Source organism: Bradyrhizobium sp. Leaf396 (genome assembly GCF_001424605.1).
In the GTDB taxonomy this organism is placed as follows: domain Bacteria; phylum Pseudomonadota; class Alphaproteobacteria; order Rhizobiales; family Xanthobacteraceae; genus Bradyrhizobium; species Bradyrhizobium japonicum_C.
Window position 1 is genome coordinate 84332 of sequence record NZ_LMQJ01000011.1, and the last position, 17059, is coordinate 101390.

General features: G+C 61.8%; 23 protein-coding genes. 6 read left to right on the forward strand and 17 right to left on the reverse strand.

What is annotated here, in order from left to right:
- Positions 1–65 precede the first annotated feature (65 nt).
- Both ASG57_RS12860 and ASG57_RS12865 read left to right on the forward strand, forming a co-directional pair.
- Positions 66–638: a hypothetical protein gene (locus ASG57_RS12860; protein WP_057196450.1), complete on the forward strand. Its 573-nt coding sequence runs from the start codon at positions 66–68 to the stop codon at positions 636–638.
- A 189-nt stretch (positions 639–827) separates the two neighbouring features.
- Positions 828–1772, forward strand: a complete 945-nt coding sequence (locus tag ASG57_RS12865; protein ID WP_156402654.1) for a hypothetical protein — start codon at positions 828–830, stop codon at positions 1770–1772.
- 504 nt (positions 1773–2276) lie between these two features.
- Here ASG57_RS12865 and ASG57_RS12870 read toward each other — a convergent pair.
- From ASG57_RS12870 to ASG57_RS12880, 3 genes are read right to left on the reverse strand one after another with little or no spacing between them, the layout of a single operon-like run.
- A complete protein-coding gene (locus ASG57_RS12870) occupies positions 2277–3200 on the reverse strand; it encodes a hypothetical protein (RefSeq protein WP_057196452.1) in 924 nt (307 codons plus the stop codon).
- Positions 3201–3719 (reverse strand): hypothetical protein, encoded by a 519-nt coding sequence (locus ASG57_RS12875; protein WP_057196453.1) that lies wholly within the window; start codon positions 3717–3719, stop codon positions 3201–3203.
- Between the two features lie 3 nt (positions 3720–3722).
- Positions 3723–4247, reverse strand: a complete 525-nt coding sequence (locus tag ASG57_RS12880; protein ID WP_057196454.1) for a hypothetical protein — start codon at positions 4245–4247, stop codon at positions 3723–3725.
- On the opposite strand from ASG57_RS12880, the gene ASG57_RS37725 reads away from it, so the two are divergent.
- Positions 4246–4401 (forward strand): hypothetical protein, encoded by a 156-nt coding sequence (locus ASG57_RS37725; protein ID WP_156402655.1) that lies wholly within the window; start codon positions 4246–4248, stop codon positions 4399–4401. The two genes, ASG57_RS12880 and ASG57_RS37725, sit on opposite strands and share 2 nt — an antisense overlap.
- Here ASG57_RS37725 and ASG57_RS12885 read toward each other — a convergent pair.
- From ASG57_RS12885 to ASG57_RS12895, 3 genes are all read right to left on the reverse strand, one after another.
- Complete coding sequence (locus ASG57_RS12885) at positions 4398–6140, reverse strand: hypothetical protein (RefSeq protein ID WP_156402656.1); 1743 nt, start codon at positions 6138–6140, stop codon at positions 4398–4400. The genes ASG57_RS37725 and ASG57_RS12885 overlap by 4 nt on opposite strands.
- A 1-nt stretch (position 6141) precedes the next feature.
- Positions 6142–7539 carry a hypothetical protein gene (locus tag ASG57_RS12890; RefSeq protein WP_156402657.1) on the reverse strand — a complete coding sequence of 466 codons (1398 nt, stop codon included), beginning with the start codon at positions 7537–7539 and terminating at the stop codon, positions 6142–6144.
- A 62-nt stretch (positions 7540–7601) separates the two neighbouring features.
- Entirely contained in the window at positions 7602–7829 is a 228-nt protein-coding gene (locus tag ASG57_RS12895; RefSeq protein ID WP_057196457.1) for a hypothetical protein, read from the reverse strand.
- Between the two features lie 483 nt (positions 7830–8312).
- Here ASG57_RS12895 and ASG57_RS12900 point away from each other — a divergent pair, with 483 nt between their 5' ends.
- The gene (locus tag ASG57_RS12900; RefSeq protein WP_057196458.1) at positions 8313–8579 is read left to right on the forward strand and encodes a hypothetical protein; all 267 of its coding nucleotides are present in this window, start codon (positions 8313–8315) and stop codon (positions 8577–8579) included.
- Between the two features lie 145 nt (positions 8580–8724).
- On the opposite strand, the gene ASG57_RS37730 is transcribed toward ASG57_RS12900, so the two are convergent.
- The 9 genes from ASG57_RS37730 to ASG57_RS37735 all read right to left on the reverse strand — a co-directional run bounded on the left by ASG57_RS37730 (position 8725) and on the right by ASG57_RS37735 (position 14471).
- Positions 8725–8901, reverse strand: a complete 177-nt coding sequence (locus ASG57_RS37730) for a hypothetical protein (protein WP_156402658.1) — start codon at positions 8899–8901, stop codon at positions 8725–8727.
- A gap of 176 nt (positions 8902–9077) precedes the next feature.
- Complete coding sequence (locus tag ASG57_RS12905; RefSeq protein WP_057196459.1) at positions 9078–9362, reverse strand: hypothetical protein; 285 nt, start codon at positions 9360–9362, stop codon at positions 9078–9080.
- Positions 9359–9781 carry a ribonuclease H family protein gene (locus tag ASG57_RS12910; protein WP_057196478.1) on the reverse strand — a complete coding sequence of 141 codons (423 nt, stop codon included), beginning with the start codon at positions 9779–9781 and terminating at the stop codon, positions 9359–9361. Before ASG57_RS12910 ends, ASG57_RS12905 begins: the two co-directional genes overlap by 4 nt.
- A 266-nt stretch (positions 9782–10047) precedes the next feature.
- Entirely contained in the window at positions 10048–10854 is an 807-nt protein-coding gene (locus ASG57_RS12915; protein WP_057196460.1) for a hypothetical protein, read from the reverse strand.
- The gene (locus tag ASG57_RS12920; RefSeq protein ID WP_057196461.1) at positions 10854–11264 is read right to left on the reverse strand and encodes a helix-turn-helix domain-containing protein; all 411 of its coding nucleotides are present in this window, start codon (positions 11262–11264) and stop codon (positions 10854–10856) included. The genes ASG57_RS12915 and ASG57_RS12920 overlap by 1 nt, the downstream gene beginning before the upstream one ends.
- A gap of 85 nt (positions 11265–11349) precedes the next feature.
- The gene (locus ASG57_RS12925) at positions 11350–11586 is read right to left on the reverse strand and encodes a hypothetical protein (RefSeq protein WP_057196462.1); all 237 of its coding nucleotides are present in this window, start codon (positions 11584–11586) and stop codon (positions 11350–11352) included.
- A 116-nt stretch (positions 11587–11702) separates the two neighbouring features.
- Positions 11703–12461, reverse strand: coding sequence for a hypothetical protein (locus tag ASG57_RS12930; protein ID WP_057196463.1), 759 nt, complete (start codon positions 12459–12461; stop codon positions 11703–11705).
- Positions 12454–13656 (reverse strand): tyrosine-type recombinase/integrase, encoded by a 1203-nt coding sequence (locus ASG57_RS12935; RefSeq protein ID WP_057196464.1) that lies wholly within the window; start codon positions 13654–13656, stop codon positions 12454–12456. Before ASG57_RS12935 ends, ASG57_RS12930 begins: the two co-directional genes overlap by 8 nt.
- Positions 13657–14294: 638 nt before the next feature.
- Entirely contained in the window at positions 14295–14471 is a 177-nt protein-coding gene (locus ASG57_RS37735) for a hypothetical protein (RefSeq protein WP_156402659.1), read from the reverse strand.
- A 306-nt stretch (positions 14472–14777) separates the two neighbouring features.
- Between ASG57_RS37735 and ASG57_RS12940 the strand changes: the two genes are divergently transcribed.
- Together ASG57_RS12940 and ASG57_RS38670 are read left to right on the forward strand one after the other, a co-directional pair.
- Entirely contained in the window at positions 14778–14993 is a 216-nt protein-coding gene (locus ASG57_RS12940; RefSeq protein WP_057196465.1) for a hypothetical protein, read from the forward strand.
- 276 nt (positions 14994–15269) lie between these two features.
- Positions 15270–15440, forward strand: coding sequence for a hypothetical protein (locus ASG57_RS38670; RefSeq protein ID WP_200948554.1), 171 nt, complete (start codon positions 15270–15272; stop codon positions 15438–15440).
- A 26-nt stretch (positions 15441–15466) separates the two neighbouring features.
- Here ASG57_RS38670 and ASG57_RS12950 read toward each other — a convergent pair whose 3' ends face one another.
- The gene (locus ASG57_RS12950) at positions 15467–16138 is read right to left on the reverse strand and encodes a hypothetical protein (protein WP_057196467.1); all 672 of its coding nucleotides are present in this window, start codon (positions 16136–16138) and stop codon (positions 15467–15469) included.
- Positions 16139–16546: 408 nt separating this feature from the next.
- Positions 16547–17056: a hypothetical protein gene (locus ASG57_RS12955; protein ID WP_057196468.1), complete on the reverse strand. Its 510-nt coding sequence runs from the start codon at positions 17054–17056 to the stop codon at positions 16547–16549.
- Between the last annotated feature and the right edge of the window lie 3 nt (positions 17057–17059).

Sequence of the window (17059 nt, forward strand, 5' to 3'; positions counted from 1 at the left end):
GCGGACGATTCGCGGCGCCCGCGTCGGCTTCACCACCGATTTCAAAACCTGAGAGGATTTTACCGATGGCCAAGAAAGCCAACACTCGAAAGAGCAGGAAGGCAACCCAGAAGGCGCGCGCTAAGAAAGCTCCGGCGGCCACTGTGCTGCGCAATGCGCTCCCGTTCATCAAGTTGAACTCTGAGGGCGAAGGCGGAGGCGTGAACTATTGGAGCGTGACTCCGTCTGGCAACTACACGCAGGATCTGGCCACCGGCAAGAAGTACGCTCGAGCCTTCCTCCCCATGATGGCGTACAATGCCGGCGCCTCCGAGCTGGCGGCGATCGTCTCGGCCATGGCCCTAGCAGGGCGCGACCTTGCCAGCCGGCCGCAAGGTCACTTGGCCGTCCCCCGGTGGCGCGGCATCGATGGCGTCGCCATGGGCTTCCTGTTCGAAATCGGCGGCATCTTGCAGTCACTCATGGGGGGCGCGATCGTCGCGGCCAGCGCCATCAAGGGCGACAAGAAAACCGAGGGTGCGCAATTCGTCGCCGCGCTGGAGGGCGGCGAGCTCTTCAAGGGCTTGAACCGCGCCACCCTGCTCAATGATCCCAACGGGTCGATTTTCGATCCGCCCGGCACGTCGGCCCGTCACTGATTGGGGCAATCACTTATGCATCGCGCGGGGGCGTCCTAGTTGGCGTCCCTGTGCGACTCAACGACTCAAGAGTCATCACAAGCCTACCGGACTGCGCTTTTCTGATGGCGCGGCGTGCCGCTGGCATGCCTCGACTCAGGAGGTCAATCAGCCGTCGGCGTGTTGCCGGCATCACCCAATGAGAAAGGCTTGGCTATGAAAATCGAACAACAGACAAGCGTATGGTGTGAGGCAAAAACTTCGGCCGCGACAAAGCGGAAGGTCGGACGAATACCGTCAGTTCCGGATAACGATGGCAATGCCGCCAAGATCACAGCTCACCTGGATGGGGGCGGCACATTACGGGACTGTCCGGTCAGCACACACTTCCGCGACATACTGAAGGCGGAGCGCCCTGAATGGTGGGCCGACACCATCCGCAAGTCTCACGAGAACACCACCGCCCGCAAGGTGAGGACATGCCGTGAGAAGATGATGGCAAAGACGCATTGTCGAAACGGGCACCTTCTTACCGCGGAAACGTCAGTCGTGCGCACCCTCAAGCAAGGCCAATGGCAGATACGCCGCTGCCTGATCTGCGAGCGAGGCTATGAGCACACCAGAAGCTACAAGGTGGATGACGTCGCCAATGTCATCGAGCGGGCCAAAGCCGGCGCGTCGATGTACAAGCTCACGAGCTACCGCAGCAGCCAGCGCGTCATGGCGCTCGGACCGCTCAAAAATGCGATGCGAGACAACCCCGAAATCGACGCTGTCTTAAAGCCCCTCTTTTTGAGGAATAGCCTGCACAATCCAATCAGGCTGATCGCGCGTAAGCCAATCCTACGCGGCCCAACGTTGACCGGCATCATTGCGGCGCCGTCACACGAAATATTCACAGCGGTCGATCGCGCCGTTCCGCGGTATCTGGACTATCACACACGCAAAGACGTTGTGGGTGACATGATTCTTGCGATCTTGGAGGGGCAGCTGTCCATTGAGGACGCACCGCGCCGATATCGTGAGTTCTTGCGCAGCACCCATCGCATGTTCCCCACCAAGTATGGCCCGATATCCCTGGATGCACCCGCGTTCCGAGACAGTCAGACTTCGTTGGTTGAACGGATTTCCGCGGACCAAGGCCTCTGGCAATAAGTCAGCGTTGCTTTGAAATGCTTTGATTTCGGGGGGCAGAAAAAAAGCGAAACCCGGGACGCCTCCCGGGTTTCAAATGCCTTACCATGCCATGGCGCTGGGGCGCTTTGCTCTGGACTGTCCCGCGATGCTTGCCGGGCCCGGAGGCACTGTGGCGGCTTGGGGTCTGTCTCTGGCGCTTGGCCAGCTGGCCGGTGCGTCACCGGCAAACGCCATATATGTTTTCATTTGGTTTCATCTGGGATGCGTGCCCGGTATGTTCACAAATGTTTACATTTTGCTTCAGTATCGGGCTCTATTTTGCTGGCGCCGGCCGTTCATTTCCATTCACCCGGAACCGGGCTCGGTTTCCCTTTTTTACCGTTTGTTTAACGAGATGGGCTCCTATTCGGCCCCACTTTAGGGACTGCCGGCCTTGATTGTTTTTCAAGCTGGGGGACGGTCTAAATTGTGCTGTTGAAGTGCTATCTCGAGCCGTCCCGGCCAATAGCCTCCAGGAAGCCATTAGAGGCCCGCTGAGAGGCCCCCAGCTTGTCTGCACTTGGGTGCCGGTTTTGCAGCCGCCGATAGCCGTTTGGCGCTTGGTTTGGCGCGGGATGTTGCCTTTGCTTTGCCGGCTTCCACGATCTGCCTTGGGCTGATGCGCTCGCCCGCCAGGATGCGCTTTTCAATGCTCTGTCTGGTCGGTGTCGACAGTGTCGAGCCCGACAGGATGACCAGGGCCGCCCATGATAGCCGGGAGATGATTTCCTCCCGATCGCCATAGGCGCGGGCGACGCGGATTAATTCCGAGACCTCGGAGGCCGCAAGATCGCACTTGGCCCGCGCCAGCTCGCCGAACTTCCGATTGTTCGGTGTACGGTCCCTGAGGGCTGCCAGCTCGAGCCCCAATCTTACCTTTGCCAGGATCACGGGGATACGGGCCTGGGACATTGGGATCTTGGCCGGCGGGGCCACCTCTGGTGCCGGGGAGATCGTGAACAGCCTCGCGAGCCGGCTTTCGAGCGAAACCGCAAGATAGGTTCCGATTGATGTCTCTCGGAAGATTTCGAGGCCGCGCATGGTCTCGACAATCTGGAGAAGGGGAATCCCGTCGAAAGCCTCGATCCAGGCAACACCCTTTTCCGGCCATTCGGGGTGACGTCTCATGACGTCGGAAACGGCGCTGATCACCGGCTCGATCAGGGCGAGCTCGTTCCCATCGGATTCGATGACCGTCCGGATGACCAGCGTGGTGTACTGCTCGCCGTGATACCGGATCAGCTTTTGAAGGCGCACCAGGGCATCAGGCGCGACCGGTGGTGCATCCAGGGCAATTAGGAGCCGCTTGGCCGCTTCCAGCGCGGCGCCCCATTCGACAAGGTTTAGAGAGGCCAGAAAGGCCCGGGTATCGGGATCGCCCTTGCTAGCCTTCTGTGCAGCCGGCATTCACATTCCGAGCCGATCGGCGATAGCCAGGATCAACGCCCGGTTTTGCTGGTCGGGCGTGAACTGCTCCCATTGCGCCGCGGCGCTGTTGAGCTTTCGCGCCTTGCTCTCGATCGCGGTAGCAACCCGCGACATTTCGGCCGTTGCGGCGTCGTATGCCTCGATCGTCTCTGCGGCGGCTTCAACCTTTCCCGGGATCGAAACCGGCTCCAGCAAAGCCAGATCAAATCCCAGGATCTGATGGGCGCGCTTGTGCTCGGCGATCCGCTTCTGCCCCGCTCCGATCAGTTGCCAGGCTTTCACGGCGCGCTGATGCTCCCGATTGAGTTGCGCCATTGCATCATTGAGCGGTTTAGCGGCCTTCTGAGCGGCCACCGCCGCCTCGCGCTTGGCGTCGAGCTGACGGAGCCGGAGCAGGCTGTTGTGATCGTAGCCCCCGATTTCAACGCTGCTGCCGTAGTGCTCGCGCAAGCGCCCGACCAGCGCCTCGTATTCCTGCCGAAGGGGATTGGCGTACATCGTTCAGCTCCTCGTTCCGTTGATTGCCGTTCTTGCGATCATTGTGATAGCGGCGCCGACGTGCTCGCCGTCGACACCCGCAAGCATTGCGAACAGGCAGACTTTCATCATGTCGGGGGCCCATTTCCGGCAGGCGATGGCGTCGGCCATTTCCTGCTCATGGGCGCGCTCCTCCAGGAGCACGTCCCTATCGGCTGCCATCTCCCCGTCGGTGAGCCGGGGAGCCGCGGCGCCGACCTCCGCCTTTTCCAGCATGGCGTCCAGAAAGCCGTGCTCCACCGAGCCAATGTGGCCGTACATCGCCATGACGATATAGGGCAGAAGCATTCCCGTGCCCGGCTGCGACGCCCTGACAGCCTCCAGGAAGTAGCTGCGGCCCATGCGGTAGTCCGCGTCCTCGTCCCCGGTGCGCTCCGGTTGCCAGTAATGCAGAGCGGGAAGCGGGGCACCTGGGGCGCGCAAGTCCTTTACGAACGACGGCAGGTCGCTTAACGTTGAAGCAAGGGTGGCTCCGGAGCTGGTCGTCATGATGCTCAATTTTCTCTACCTAGCGATTTTCTTCGTTCTGGTCGCGGTCGCCGGTCCCAAAGTTGCCGCTGGTCTTTTGGTTGGGGCGCTCCTGATCGGCTATCTGGTCATTGCCGCTTCAAAGACTTCCCCTCAAGAGCACGTCCACGACTAGCGGGACTCCTCCGGCTGCTGGACCTGCATCAGCCGATTGGCCGCGGTTGGGGTAAGCACTTGCGAGCGCGTTAGCGCATTCTCGATCATTTGCGGATTCAGCATCACCCGGCCGGCGCCACGGGCCGCGAGCGCCGTTGCCAGCATGCCGCCGACACCAAGCCCAATATCAGAGACCGGGTTGAAGTCGCCGTGAGCCGCTGCACCGCCACCAAGCGCCGCGCCGGCAATGGCAGGGGCGCCGTGCACGAATGTGTCCAGGACTTTCGTCCCGAGCGGCGTTCCGGAGTCCGGCGGCTGCTTCATGAAGCGCTGCCCAATGCGCGCAATGTCGGCGATGTCCCCGCCCCCGCCATAGGCAAAATTGGGATTGGCTTTCCGCACCTCGTTCAATAGCAGGGTTGGCGAGATGTCGCCCGTTGAGGCCTTCTCTGCCAGCGGCTCGACCGTCTTCATGTTGCGGTACTGATACCGCGCCATGTTGTAGCGCTGCGCCATGTCGGCCGGCGCGGATCGCTCGAGCGCGTCTTGCAGGGCCGTCCGGATCTGGCCCGCATAGTAGCGCACGTTGGGGTCCGTCGCCTTCTGCAAGCGATTCAGCGGCGCCCCGTTCTTGAGCATGCTGTTGAACGTTTTGCCGTCAAACTCGCCGCTTTTCACCAGGTTGGAAATCTCGGTGATGCGGTTAGCGATCGGCGCCATCTGTTGCGGCTCGAGCACGCTGCTCGCATCGTTTAGCACCGAGCTCAGTCTGCCGGCCAAGGGGCGGTCAAAACGTACCGTCGTACCACGCTCGATCGCGTCAAACTCGCTGCCGATCCTGCGCTTGGCCGCGGCCATGACATCGGGCGTGATGCGCGTGGCGTTCTCGCCGAACGTCTGCGCAACTGCGCGGTTGAAGCCGAGCCGCTGTTCGTCGATCGCCGCGCCCATGCCGGAGCCGGGGATCTTCGGAACCATCTGATCCATTTTGTTGACGAACGGAGACGTGCTCACTTGCGAAGGGCGGATTGGAATGCCCAGCGCTTCCGCGCGCGAAAGCAGATAGTTGGTCGCGCGATCCGCCGCCGGTGCCATGACCTTGTTGACGCCAGCGCCAACCACACGGGCGACAAAGGGCGAGAACCCGCCGACCACGCCGCCAACCCCTGCAGCTGTTCCGGTCTGCCCAATATCCCCACCACTTCGCACGGCAGTATCTGTTGCGCTAATGGCCGCATTTGAAGCGGCGCCGGAAGCGACGCGGGTTGCCAGGTTGCCCGTCATCCCGAGTGCCCGAGCGCCGATGGCAGTTGCGGCAACCGGCAGCGTAGCGGCTACGCCTCCCGCAGTCTCCGCCGCGGCGTTCGCGATCGGATGACTTTCCTGGAAAGCTGTATCCTTGCGGTTCTGAATCTCCAGGGCTTGCCGATAGCGCTCCCCGTATGTCGCTCCCGGCAGCTTCTCATATCCCTCCGGCAAAAGCGGGTCGATCGCGGGGGCGAGCGCCGCATTGGTTGCAGCGTCCAGTTTCTTCATGACACCGCCGATGATCGGAACGCCTCGCGCGGCGGCACGCATAAGTCCTTCCGTAACGCTTTGTTCGGTCGCCGTGCTTTTGGCAGTCTGCTTCGGCTCAGCCAGCCACCGGCTTTCGAACGCCTTGGGATCCAGAACACGGGTGCCGGGTACATCCGCCGGTTCACTCGCTCCGCCCGTACCCCAGCGACTATGAAAAGCCTTCTCGTCAAAATTTGGCATGTTACTTCGGCCCCTTGATCAGACCTTGCTCCGCCGCGTCCTGCACATTGAGCATGAATAGCTCTCGCTTGCCCTTCGGCAGGCTTTCGATGACCGCTTTGCGCTGCGCTGGCGTCATCATGTCGAAGCCGTAGGCGCGAGGATCCGCTGTAACGTTCCACTTCGAGGCGAACTTGCCGAACTCGGATTCCGGCAGTCCGGACTGCTCGAAAGCGGCAAGCATTGCCTGCTTCATCCGACGGAGGGCGAGCGCTGATTTGGCTACATCAACCGCCGCGGCATTGGAGATGTTGACGGATGGGTTGCCGGCGAAGCTGGCGGCCAGCTTGTCGTTCGTCCCGGCGCTGCCGTTCTGATTGACGAAGTCGACCAGGTATTTTTTCGCCTTGTCGTAGGTCGCGACTTCATCCTTGAGCCCCTGGAAATCGGCGCCGGGAATGTTCGAAAGGACAAACGACTTGAGATTGTTGACGCTCTCTGTGCCGGGGCCGGTGCCGCGGGTGCCAAGCTTCTCCAGTGCTGGAATTGCCTGCTCGAGCGGATAGACTTCCTGCTGGTAGTTCATGCCCCGCTGCCGCGCGCTCACAAGCGCACCGCCCGCGCCTTCGCCGGCCGCGCGCTTCGCCTCTGCCTCCCCGGGGGGCGGGGCCGCCATGACGCGCCCCGAGGGAAGCGCCGCGGGCGATGCTGCGTAAGGCGAGCCGGGCTGAGCAAGGGTCCGCGCCGGAGCCGACGACCGCACGGGGGCGCCGTTGCGCTCTCTGATGGGTTGCCGCGATGGCCCCGACGACGACGGACCTGGGCCATAGTTGCCGAGTAGGTTCACCGGCGCTCCAGCCGGTCCCTGAATCGGCGGGTTGCCGGTGCGGCCGACATAGGTTTGCGAAAGGTCTGGGTTGACCTGCTTTGCTTCGGGAGAAAGCGTGTTTTCGACATAGCCGAGATCGCGCGGCGGAGCGCCGCCATAGGCTGGCTGCTGCATGAACTTGGTACCGCCGCCGATCGGAATGCCTTGCACTTCGCCGATATAAGCACGGCCGCGCTGGACCGCGTCTAGCGTCTGCGAATGCACATTCTGAATTGCCTGCGCCTGCTGCCTGGGGTCCGTGGGAAACTGCTGCATGAACTGCACGGCGTGCTGGGCGGTCATGGCATCGCCCTTGGTGAGCCGGCCGAGTGTGTCCCAGAGCTTTCCCGTGATATCTTGCTTACCGAGGGCCGGGTCAGAGAGCAGGCCGGCCGCGGCGCTGTTGACCATGCCGAACCGCTCGGTGGCCAGCCTGATGTTGTTGAGCTCGACTTCCTGCCGCGCCCGCTGCGTCGCCAGGAGCTTATTCTGGAACTCAAATGGATCGGAGTTCATCGCCTCCCTGTAAAGGGACGTATCAATCTCAGCCATTGCGAGTCCTCACCAAGAGCGCGGATTAGGGGTGAACACAGTGTCTCTGCCGATGATCAGGCTTAGTTCCCGAATTGAGTACAGACGAAGTTGCCGATAGCGCCTTCCGGCAACCCGTGCTCGATCAGGTGTTGGGCCAAGTTGTCCTTTGCATGAGCCCGGCAGGCACCGTCATCCTGAAATTTCTGGTCGACGGTGAATGGCTTGTAGAGGTCGCGCGTTTCCTGCGTAACGCCTGGCCCCATTGCGGGCATGATGACGAGGTGGAAGAGTGCAGCGAGTGCCAGCATAGGCTTCACCAAGATTTCACAGTTGGGACAAACACGGTGTCGGTGCCGACCGCAGCCGAGAGATTGGAGCCGCCGGCCATGTTATTGGTGGTGAATCTGGTGCATCACCGCCAACATCCCACAGAAAGTCCAATCCTCGTAGGAAGCCCCGTTCCCGTCCATGCAATGGCGGTCGTCTCTGTCGTGGTTGACGAAGCCGGCGCATCAGCCGACCAGTAAGATTGGCCGTTCGCCGATGCAAGGGCTCGCTGTGTATAGGTAAATGTGGACCCGGACGAACTCGCCGATGGTCCGGTTAGGATGACAGCTGTGTTTGACAGAGCGAGGCAGAAACCACCAGTCGTGGCATTAGCATTGCCACTGATCGAAGAAGCGCTGGCGAGGCCGGCAGTCGTCGTTCCGGCTGGCGTCAGGGACGCGAATCCAGACGACGGAGCTGTCCACAGGGAGATGATCGTTCCGTTGAATGGGTTGCTCGCGTAGTTGATCGTCAAAATCGATGCGCCTGGGTCGGCGGCGCTTGTCAGACAGTGCGCTACGCCGACCGTTGGGATGGTCGAATTATCACCGTTCTGCGAATCGATGATGCAAGACGACGTACCGCTGCTGTTCGTCAAGGTGATAGAACTGATCACCGGAGATGGTCTGATGGTTGTCAAAACGCCAACCCAGAACGGGCCTCCGGACGACGGCAGTGTCACTGCAAGGGTTTGCGCTGTGGTACCCGATGCCGCTCCGGTCGTGTTGTAGGTCAGGGTCGGAGGTCCTGGGAGCGCCCCAGCCTTCCCCACGCCCAGCAGCGACATGGACCCGGCCCAGGCGCTCGCAGGAACGAGAACGCACCAAACTACTGGAAGGAACAATAAGAATTTGCGCACAGGGGCTCCGGGGTTCTTCATTGAAGTGGGTCGATTTCAATACCGTCGGCACGCAACCGCTCAACGGTGGCCGCGCGGACATAGTCGGCGTAGGTTTGCACCCGCTTGTCGGCGCCGCGCTTGATGGCGTCGGCCAATGGCGTTGTCAGGCGCAGATTCATCATCTCGCTGAAGCGAGTCTTGCCGTCCTGCATGCTCCACCTTTCGGGGAAGTCAGTTCGTCGTCGGGATTCTCGATTGCCATGCGGTCGAGTGATTTGCGGGGAGGCTATCTGCATCCCCCATGGCGTCCGCTTCGTCGCCTCGCGGTCTCCGGCAGCAGACTTGCGCGCCTGCCAGGCAGCTCCACCGGGAGCACGGGATCATTCAACTAGTGATCAAAGCTCCGGGCGTGACTTCCGGACTCCACGCGCGGCGCCTCTTGCGCGCCGTGGCCTACATTTACAACAGGCATACGGCCGATGTCAGTTACCGTTTCGGCAAATTCGTAAGCCCATTTTTCGCGGATTAGCTTCACGGCAGCTTTGACGGCCTTGCCGTAAAGGGCATTCGTCCCCCAATCCTCGAGCTTTCGGATCATGAACTCAATGGCGCGCCGCGCCGCGTCCGCACGCTCGAGTTCGATCAGGCGGTTATGATCGGTCGTTTCATTCATGCCAGGACACCCGTGCGGCCGAGCGTCGCCAGCCGGTCGGCAAGCTCGTTTGCTACGTCGCCGTCATGCCCTTTGGTCCATCGCCAAAAGATCGACCGATCCACCATGAGAGCGTCCAGGCTTTTCCATAGATCGCTGTTCGGAATGGGGACGCCATCGCGCTGAAAGCCGCGGCGACGCCAACCAGTGATCCACTTGCTTGCCCCATCGATGAGATACTTGCTGTCACTGACGATTGTTGCCCGGCACCTGGCCGGCAGCACCTCTAGCGCAGAGACCGCGGCCATCAGCTCCATGCGATTGTTTGTAGTTCGGGGCTCGCCGCCAAATAGGTCGACGGCAAGGCCTTCTGATCTCAATATCACTCCGAACCCGCCTGGTCCCGGGTTGGGTGAAGCTCCACCGTCTGTGTGGACCATGGCCCACGTCGCCCCGGCAAGCGCCTCGCGGGCTTTGGCAATGTCTGGGGTGCGAAGGGTGCGGTTCGGGGCAACCGCGCCAGCGGCCACCGTAGGCCGTTCGAGGGGCGTTTTCACAGAGGCAGGTTCGGCTTGGGCGGGTTTCGGCTTAGCCTTTGGCCGGACAGCTTGCCTATGGGGGGCCCCTCCCCGCTCAAAGGGGTTCAGGTCGCGATCGTACCAAGGCCGATAGACCGGACGGCGTCGGTCCCAGCGCATGCGAGTGCTCATGCTGCCACCGCCTGGGGCCGCGCCCTTCTTTCTTCCCCGAAATAAATACCCAGCCCATCCGCTTGCTCGGAACAGCGAAGGCCTTTAGGCCACGGCCCCCTGGGGCCGGCGCGAAGCGCATCTCGCCCGCTACAGGGACTCTTTGGCACAGGTGCGCACCTAGTTATATATAAGAAAGAAACATGGTGCGGACTTGTGCCAACTGCCTTGGCTTGGCGCCTGTACCAGGTGCGGCGGGAAATCCCCTCAGCCTTCCACGGCTCGGCCCGGCTGATGCTCTGGGCTTCGTATTCTACCCGCGGCTTTGCCCCGTTGTCGCGCCGTCGCTTGGTATCGCGATTGCGCCGTTTCTCTTTCTGCATGGCGGTGCGCTGGCGCTTGGTCACGCCGACGGCGCCGATGGTGCGGATTTTGAGCAATTCGCGATCGGGGAGAGATAGGCCGATGCGGTTTGCCATTTTGTCAGCATCAAGCCAGCGCGCGGCCATCTCTGCGGCCTCCGCCATGGCCTCCGCTTCCAGAATTGCCCATGGTGCGCGGGCGTTGATGAAACCCGTGAGCCTTTCCAGAACGCTCCCCTTTGCGAAGGGCAGGCAGTCTGCATAGACCTGAAGCATGCGCCGGCCGTCATCGTCATTCGGGAGGAACTTGCCGAAACAATACTGAAATATCCGCTCCAGCTCGCGAAGGCGAAGCGGGGCAACGGATTTCCGGGCGCGTGTCCGCGCGTCCATGTTGTACCGGATCGCAATCAACCGGTGCTGCGCATCCTTGGGCAACGCTCTGACAATGCGCGAAGTCATCAGCGGTCCTCCTGATCCAGGAGTGGCCCGGCGGCCCGCCAGCAATTCGCGCGCATGGTGCTGTGCGGGTTAGAGCGCCGCTCGCCCGTCTTTTCGAGCAAGCCCGCGGCGGCCAGCTCGGTGACGCGCGGACGGATGGCAAACGGGCTCAAATTCAGTGACTTGGCCGCTTCGTCTGCCGTGAAGCTTCCTGGGAAGTTTTCCTTGAACAATCGCGCTACACGACCGCGCAATGTTGACGCCACCGGGGCGATTTTCTCCGCGGCCTCGCGGGAAGTATCGGAGCCTTTGCGGTAGCCAGGCGCGGCGGGATACTTCGGCTCGCCGCGGTCGAAAAGATCGCGCGTTAATTGTTCGGCGGAGGTCGAATTGTGGTTGCCCGAGGACGGGCTTTCGGTTAAAGGTTTCATCGGATACTCAAACTGTTGGTTAGGCCGGTGACCTCGTCGCCGGCCTATTTTTTCGGCCGTGCGTCGGACTTCCGGGGTTTGTGGTTTAGGCGGCCTGCCGGAGTTCGGCGGTGCTGCGGATCTCGGGGCCGATCTTGGCCCGCGCCCATGCGTCCAGCCCTTCGGTGGCATAGAGCGGAAACCTTCCGGCCTTCCGGAAGGGCGGCCCATCCGAGCCGACACAAGCCAGCTTCGCCAAGGTCTTGGGCGAGCACGGGATTCCGAATTTTTCAGTGACGTATGCCGCGGCCTCGGTGCGACGCAGCGGGCGGTCGGTGTGCATTTGTCTTTCTCCTCACGGATTCGCTGTCAACGTGAGGAGTATCCCAGCAACCAGTGGCAATATCGCGTGGTCGTTCGCGACAGTTGGCGACAGCTCGCGACAGATGTTTGCCCGCTCTACATTTCTTTGAGTGCCCGTTGAATGGTCCGCGTACTTACATCTCGGCGAAGTATGGCGCGCACTGCTTTATTGATTTCGTCATCTCTATCTTGCGAGCTCGTGCCGGCCGGAAGTCCGTTGGGAAATTTTGTCCTGAACGCTTCCTGGATTGCCCGGTAAACGGCCGCTCGCCCGCTGGTCACGACGGGCCCGGCGTTTGGCACGATCGGCTCGGCCTCGCCGGAAAGCCACGCTAGAAACTGCCTCTTGTCACCTATCTGCACTTCAAACCATTTGGCTTTGTGCAGCCGATCGAATTGGGCGTCATCGCTCTCGGGGACGCTCGATCCGTCCCTTTCGAGAACGTTGTGGCCGGAGCCTATGCGGTAATCGACGGTGAGATAGGCGCCCGGGATTGTCTCCAGCCTATCGGCCGTCTCGCCAAGCATCCCGAACAAAGGGAATGATTGCTCTGCCGCTGCACGGCATAGAGCCCTGCACGCCTGCAATCGTCGAGCTCCAGCTTCTAAAGCGTCCCCCGGCGGAGCGTCGGGGCCAAACGCCATCATATCGATAGCGTCGATTAGCCAAAGTACCCGCTTCGCTTCTGCTTGGGGGACAGCCTCTGAAAGATTTGCGGGCCGCGACCAAGGCGCCATTGCAAATGCCTGCCAGCGCTCCAGTTTCTCACGGTCTTGAGTAGTGCGGGGATCTTCCGGGAGAGCGTCAAGCCCATCAATCTGGTCTGCAAAGCGCCGCGCTTCGTCTTTAGCCATGCTCAACCCTCGCCTCAGCGAATTGCAGGACGTTGGACGGCGGCGGATTGATTATTCGCTCAATCTGAGCCGCGAGGGCTTCGAACACAGCTAGTTTTTCGTCTCTGTAGGCGTGTACGTCATACGTGCCGCGGATGCCTGCGATCACATGCCCCAGCGCCAACTCGGCGTGATCGGGATCCGCCTTCGCCCGGGACATCAGCGTCCGCGCCGTGCGCCGCAGATCGTGCAGCGTCCAGCCGGTGACCTTGCACCGCGTGTCGAAATCGGCCTTGAATTTGGAGAACCCGGAAATCGGCGTTTGCCCGTCGGTCGAGAAGATCAGCCCGCGACGGCCGATCTTGGGAACCGCCTTTTCCAGCGCCTGAGCCGCCGCCGACATAGGCAGTAGAAAATCGCGCTTTGACTTGTGCCGGCTTCCGGGAATGATCCATCCGTCCGTTGCATTCTCTTTGTCGCGCTTGCGGGCCGCCTCGTTGCGCCTGGTGGCCGTAAGCAAGATAAACCTCACCAAGTAGTCAAAGACGTTTGTGCCGGCCTCTGCGGCCTTCCAAACGGCCCTTAGCTCATCGTCGGACAGGACGCGGGAGCGCCGCCGTTCCTTCGGCTTGGTGCGGGCCATGCCCCGAACAATCGGGGACCTGAAGTCATCGGATCGGCCGGCATGCCATGCCATCACCCGCCTGATGGTTGCCAGGACGGCGTCCGCCATCACGGGCCCCTGCTCGTCCTCGATCCGGTCCAAGAGCGCAGTTATTTCGGAGCGCTTGATGTCCGCGATCTGCTTGCGGCCGAGCTTGGGGAATACCAGCCGCTCAAGATGGTCCCGCCGCTGATCGATGCTGCGGAGCGCCTTCCCCTCCCTCGCCAGATAATCGTCGCCGACGGCTTTGAGGGTATTACCGACCTTCTCCGCGGCCTTGCGCCTTGCCTCCAGGGGGTCCGCGCCCTTGGCTGCCTCGGACAGGATGCCCATTGCTTCCTTGCGGGCCTTTTCGACCTTGAGGACGGAGCTGAGCGACATGCGCCGGGATTTGCCTTGCAGGTTCCGGTACTGAACCACGTAGCTCCTCGCGCCGGACGCCATGACCATGACGCCAAAGCCGGGCAGCGTCTCGTCCCAGTAGATGGTCCGGTCTTGGCCAGGATGTGCCGCCAGATCCTTCACGGTTCCGTTCGTCAGTCTGGCTTTCATGGCCCAATGATCCCAATTTGGCAGCGAATCGCCCGGGTAAGCGCCCGGTAAGCAGATAGGAGGCTATTCCGGGAAAGTCAGAGCAACAAACGGAATGCTCCGTAGCCCTCCAAATATAGGAGTTCCGCACCAGTCGGGAAAGATGGGTAAACCAATGAAATTCGCGGAAATCCTAGAGCATATAACTTTTAATCACGGGGTCCTGGGTTCGAGCCCCAGCGCGCTCACCACGTCAAATCAAATACTTCGTCGCGACTATTCCTTCCTTAATCTCAAAAATCCCATCTGCACACGTGAGAGCGATGATGCTTCGCGCCCCCTTGGGCGCTTTCGCAGGCCAACTCGCCGTCGCCGCTGTGCTGTCCGTCATCATCTTGTGGAGGGAGCGCGCGAAGCGGCAAGACACTCTTCGTGATGACGAGCCCCGCTATCCACACCCACGACCGGCAGTAGCTCGCGCTCGCTTCGATTCCATCATCAATCTCGATTGCGGGCTCAATTCAGCTTGCGCCGGAATTGCTCCAAAAGCTTCCGCTGCGCCTCAATATACTCGCGGACTATCTTCCGCGTATCTTCGGGTTGAGGCGCATCCTCGTTGGCTACAGGCTTCGCTGGCTGTTTCTTGTCCACCATGACGCCTAGTTCTCATAGGAGCTCTGTCGTTGCGCTGCCTCCGCCATCTCCATCCACTCTTCGGCCAGCTTCAGCCATGCCTCCAGGTCCTGGACGCGTGTCGCCCTCTGCGCCTCATCGAGACTAGCCTTGGCTTGACGGCGGTATCTGTCAGTGTCGGCATTCATCAATACGAAATGCATGGACGGCTCCTTATGAGGAACGCCTGCAGCGGCATACGATTATCTTCACGCCGGTGTCCCCGTAGCCGGCATGCGGCCCCGGCCTTTAGAAGCCCCCCAATGCCCTCAGCCGGGGCCGCTTCAATCGAAGCAGCTGCGCATTCGTGGTCCGCTATCGTACGCCGGCCCCAGATATGATTTGCGATGCCGCGAATACTTTCTAGTCTCGCGCCGCCGGGGCTGGATCATACTTCACGAATTCATACTCCTCCGGCCGAAGGCCGCAGCGCCGTTCGCTGCGGCCTTTTGCCCGAGACGGAGCGCTGGATGAAAACCGAATCTTCCTTGATTGTTCGCGCTCCTCCCGGGCGGCAGCTGGATCTGCTGCGCGGGGAAGCGGCGCGCATCGCAAAAGCAAACGATGTGAATTGGTGTACCGATCGCGCCGCCATCGGCACCCGTTTCTGTTTCGACAATGACAAGGCTAAGACGTCGTTCGCGCGCATCTGCGACGACAACGGCGTTCCGTACCAAGACGGATAGGGCTCAAGGAAAAGGCCCGCCAGCGCGAACCGGCGAGCCCAGCCATTTTGTCATTTGGCCTTCCCCGGCTTCCTTGAGCCGACCGGCTTCTGTGGCATCTCTCCCGGGCAGCAAGAACTACGCATCGTGCCGTGCGAAATCGCGCGCTGGATCGAGGTCGCAGACGCAAGCCCTGCCGATTGCCGCTCCCTCGACGCTGCGCCAATCTCTAAGCTCACAAAGCCCGCTGACATCCCTCGAGAAACGTGTACGCTTCACCAAAACCGGAGGAGCGGCATGTTTGAAATCAAGGGTTTCGACACGGCAGGCGTCGTCAGTCTCAAGCGGCCTTCGCTCCCCGCCGCGCTCAAGAAGGCCAGGGAGCTGGTCGAGGACGGGTGCTGGGACGTCCAGGTCGTCGAACCCACAGGCCGCGTCCACACCTCGTTCGAGGAGCAGGCGGCTTAAGCGCGTCTGCCCGCTCGCACTGCCCTTCAGCTCTCCGGCGCCGCCACCATTGCGGGCACGCTCAGCGGCGCGCCTCCGACCGAAACCGGCCCCAAAGGCTTCGAGGGCCGCACCATCCGCTTGCGCATCGCGGCGGACAATCCGTAGCGGGCATTGGCGCGCCGGACGGACGACGTGACGTCCGACATCAAGACATTCTGCGAAAGCGAGTCGACCTTCGCGATCAGCGTGGACAGCTGCGACGATATCTTCCTCACGTCGACCCGTTCCTCGGTGATGCTCTGCCGCAGCGACAGCAGCACCAGCGAGTCCTGCTGCAGCAGCGCTGCGTTCTGCTGCAGGGCCTGGTTGTTCTCCTGCAGCGACGCGGTGTGCTGCTGCTGCGCCGACTGAATCTCCTTCAACGTCGCGACGACGGGATCCGGTTTCGGCGCCGGCGCCTCCTTGCGCGGAAGCAGTTCAGCCAGTCTCGCGACACTGAACGAAGGCAAGGCGGACGGCAGCGTATAGACCGCCGCCGCGCCGTTGATGGCGATGGCGACGGCACACGCCGCCAGCAGCAGGACCGTCTTGCGGCTTGGCCGCTCGATCAGTGCTGGACTATCGGTGACTGCAGGTTCGTGAGCCGATGCAGCGGCTGCAAGCGCGACGGCGTCGAGCTCTTCGGCGAAGCTTGGCGTTTCGAAGGACGCGGTCATTTGCACTGACCCCCATGGAGCGAGCAACAGGAAGCCGCCCCTGGAACGCCATCACGACGCTCCGCTTACGCAGCACCCATACACAACTGCCTAAAATTGTCGGCTTTCTGGATTAATTCCACGTTAGCGGCGCGGCCGGCGGACGGGCTTGCCGATCCGTCCGACTACGGGTTCCTCCGTACCGCGCTCGCGTGCGATCACTTCGGTCCGCGGCAGCGGCATCCGTCGCAGCGGATTTTCCGAAGATGGCAGGATGCCACTGTTTTGCCTGACGGGTCAAAGGGGGAATTTTCGGCCGAGGCGAAACCTGCCGCAGAAGCGCTCCTGCGGCAAGCACCTGGCTACTGTGCATGGGGTTGTTTTCGGGTTTTGCGTTTCGCCCGTCTTTGCAGGGACTCCCCGCCTAGCTCATTTCGGCTCGGCCTCGCACTTGGCGAGCTGGGCCAATGCGTCGGGCAGGCCCGCCATGTCCGTCTGATATTGCCGCCCGGCCACATCGATGGTCAGCGCGGCCGTGGTCAGCTTTGCGATGAGGTCGGGCGTCTGGCTGCTGAAGGGATCGGCGGAGGCAAAGGCGGGCCCCGCAACCTGCGTGCGCAGCGTGCCCACGGTCTTCCCGGCCTGGACGAACGACATGTCGCCCGCGCTGGTCGGCGGCTGTGCCTCGTCCACCACCAGCAGCACGTTCTCGGTTCCGCTCCGGACGATGGACAGCCCGAACGGTCGGGGAGCCTGCGCCGCCTTCCCGGTCGAGCAGACCCTGGCGCCGTTCGGATGCACGCGCATCTCGGTGAGCCAGCCGTCCGGCGTCCGCCAGGAATTGACCAGCTGGCCCGCCGCACGGGCTGGGCAGGTGGAAAGCGTGATCAATGCGGCCAGGGCCAGGGCTCCGCTCGCCACGACGTTCGGTCTCTTCATCTC

Excerpts from the sequence above, each read along its gene's own strand:
- ASG57_RS12860 (WP_057196450.1), top strand. The coding sequence starts at position 66 with ATGGCCAAGAAAGCCAACACTCGAAAGAGCAGGAAGGCAACCCAGAAG.
- ASG57_RS12870 (WP_057196452.1), bottom strand. The coding sequence starts at position 3,200 with ATGCCGGCTGCACAGAAGGCTAGCAAGGGCGATCCCGATACCCGGGCC.
- ASG57_RS12875 (WP_057196453.1), bottom strand. The coding sequence starts at position 3,719 with ATGTACGCCAATCCCCTTCGGCAGGAATACGAGGCGCTGGTCGGGCGC.
- ASG57_RS37725 (WP_156402655.1), top strand. The coding sequence starts at position 4,246 with ATGATGCTCAATTTTCTCTACCTAGCGATTTTCTTCGTTCTGGTCGCG.
- ASG57_RS12880 (WP_057196454.1), bottom strand. The coding sequence starts at position 4,247 with ATGACGACCAGCTCCGGAGCCACCCTTGCTTCAACGTTAAGCGACCTG.
- ASG57_RS12885 (WP_156402656.1), bottom strand. The coding sequence starts at position 6,140 with ATGCCAAATTTTGACGAGAAGGCTTTTCATAGTCGCTGGGGTACGGGC.
- ASG57_RS12890 (WP_156402657.1), bottom strand. The coding sequence starts at position 7,539 with ATGGCTGAGATTGATACGTCCCTTTACAGGGAGGCGATGAACTCCGAT.
- ASG57_RS12895 (WP_057196457.1), bottom strand. The coding sequence starts at position 7,829 with ATGCTGGCACTCGCTGCACTCTTCCACCTCGTCATCATGCCCGCAATG.
- ASG57_RS37730 (WP_156402658.1), bottom strand. The coding sequence starts at position 8,901 with ATGCAGGACGGCAAGACTCGCTTCAGCGAGATGATGAATCTGCGCCTG.
- ASG57_RS12905 (WP_057196459.1), bottom strand. The coding sequence starts at position 9,362 with ATGAATGAAACGACCGATCATAACCGCCTGATCGAACTCGAGCGTGCG.
- ASG57_RS12910 (WP_057196478.1), bottom strand. The coding sequence starts at position 9,781 with ATGGTCCACACAGACGGTGGAGCTTCACCCAACCCGGGACCAGGCGGG.
- ASG57_RS12915 (WP_057196460.1), bottom strand. The coding sequence starts at position 10,854 with ATGACTTCGCGCATTGTCAGAGCGTTGCCCAAGGATGCGCAGCACCGG.
- ASG57_RS12920 (WP_057196461.1), bottom strand. The coding sequence starts at position 11,264 with ATGAAACCTTTAACCGAAAGCCCGTCCTCGGGCAACCACAATTCGACC.
- ASG57_RS12925 (WP_057196462.1), bottom strand. The coding sequence starts at position 11,586 with ATGCACACCGACCGCCCGCTGCGTCGCACCGAGGCCGCGGCATACGTC.
- ASG57_RS12930 (WP_057196463.1), bottom strand. The coding sequence starts at position 12,461 with ATGGCTAAAGACGAAGCGCGGCGCTTTGCAGACCAGATTGATGGGCTT.
- ASG57_RS12935 (WP_057196464.1), bottom strand. The coding sequence starts at position 13,656 with ATGAAAGCCAGACTGACGAACGGAACCGTGAAGGATCTGGCGGCACAT.
- ASG57_RS37735 (WP_156402659.1), bottom strand. The coding sequence starts at position 14,471 with ATGCATTTCGTATTGATGAATGCCGACACTGACAGATACCGCCGTCAA.
- ASG57_RS12940 (WP_057196465.1), top strand. The coding sequence starts at position 14,778 with ATGAAAACCGAATCTTCCTTGATTGTTCGCGCTCCTCCCGGGCGGCAG.
- ASG57_RS38670 (WP_200948554.1), top strand. The coding sequence starts at position 15,270 with ATGTTTGAAATCAAGGGTTTCGACACGGCAGGCGTCGTCAGTCTCAAG.
- ASG57_RS12950 (WP_057196467.1), bottom strand. The coding sequence starts at position 16,138 with ATGACCGCGTCCTTCGAAACGCCAAGCTTCGCCGAAGAGCTCGACGCC.
- ASG57_RS12955 (WP_057196468.1), bottom strand. The coding sequence starts at position 17,056 with ATGAAGAGACCGAACGTCGTGGCGAGCGGAGCCCTGGCCCTGGCCGCA.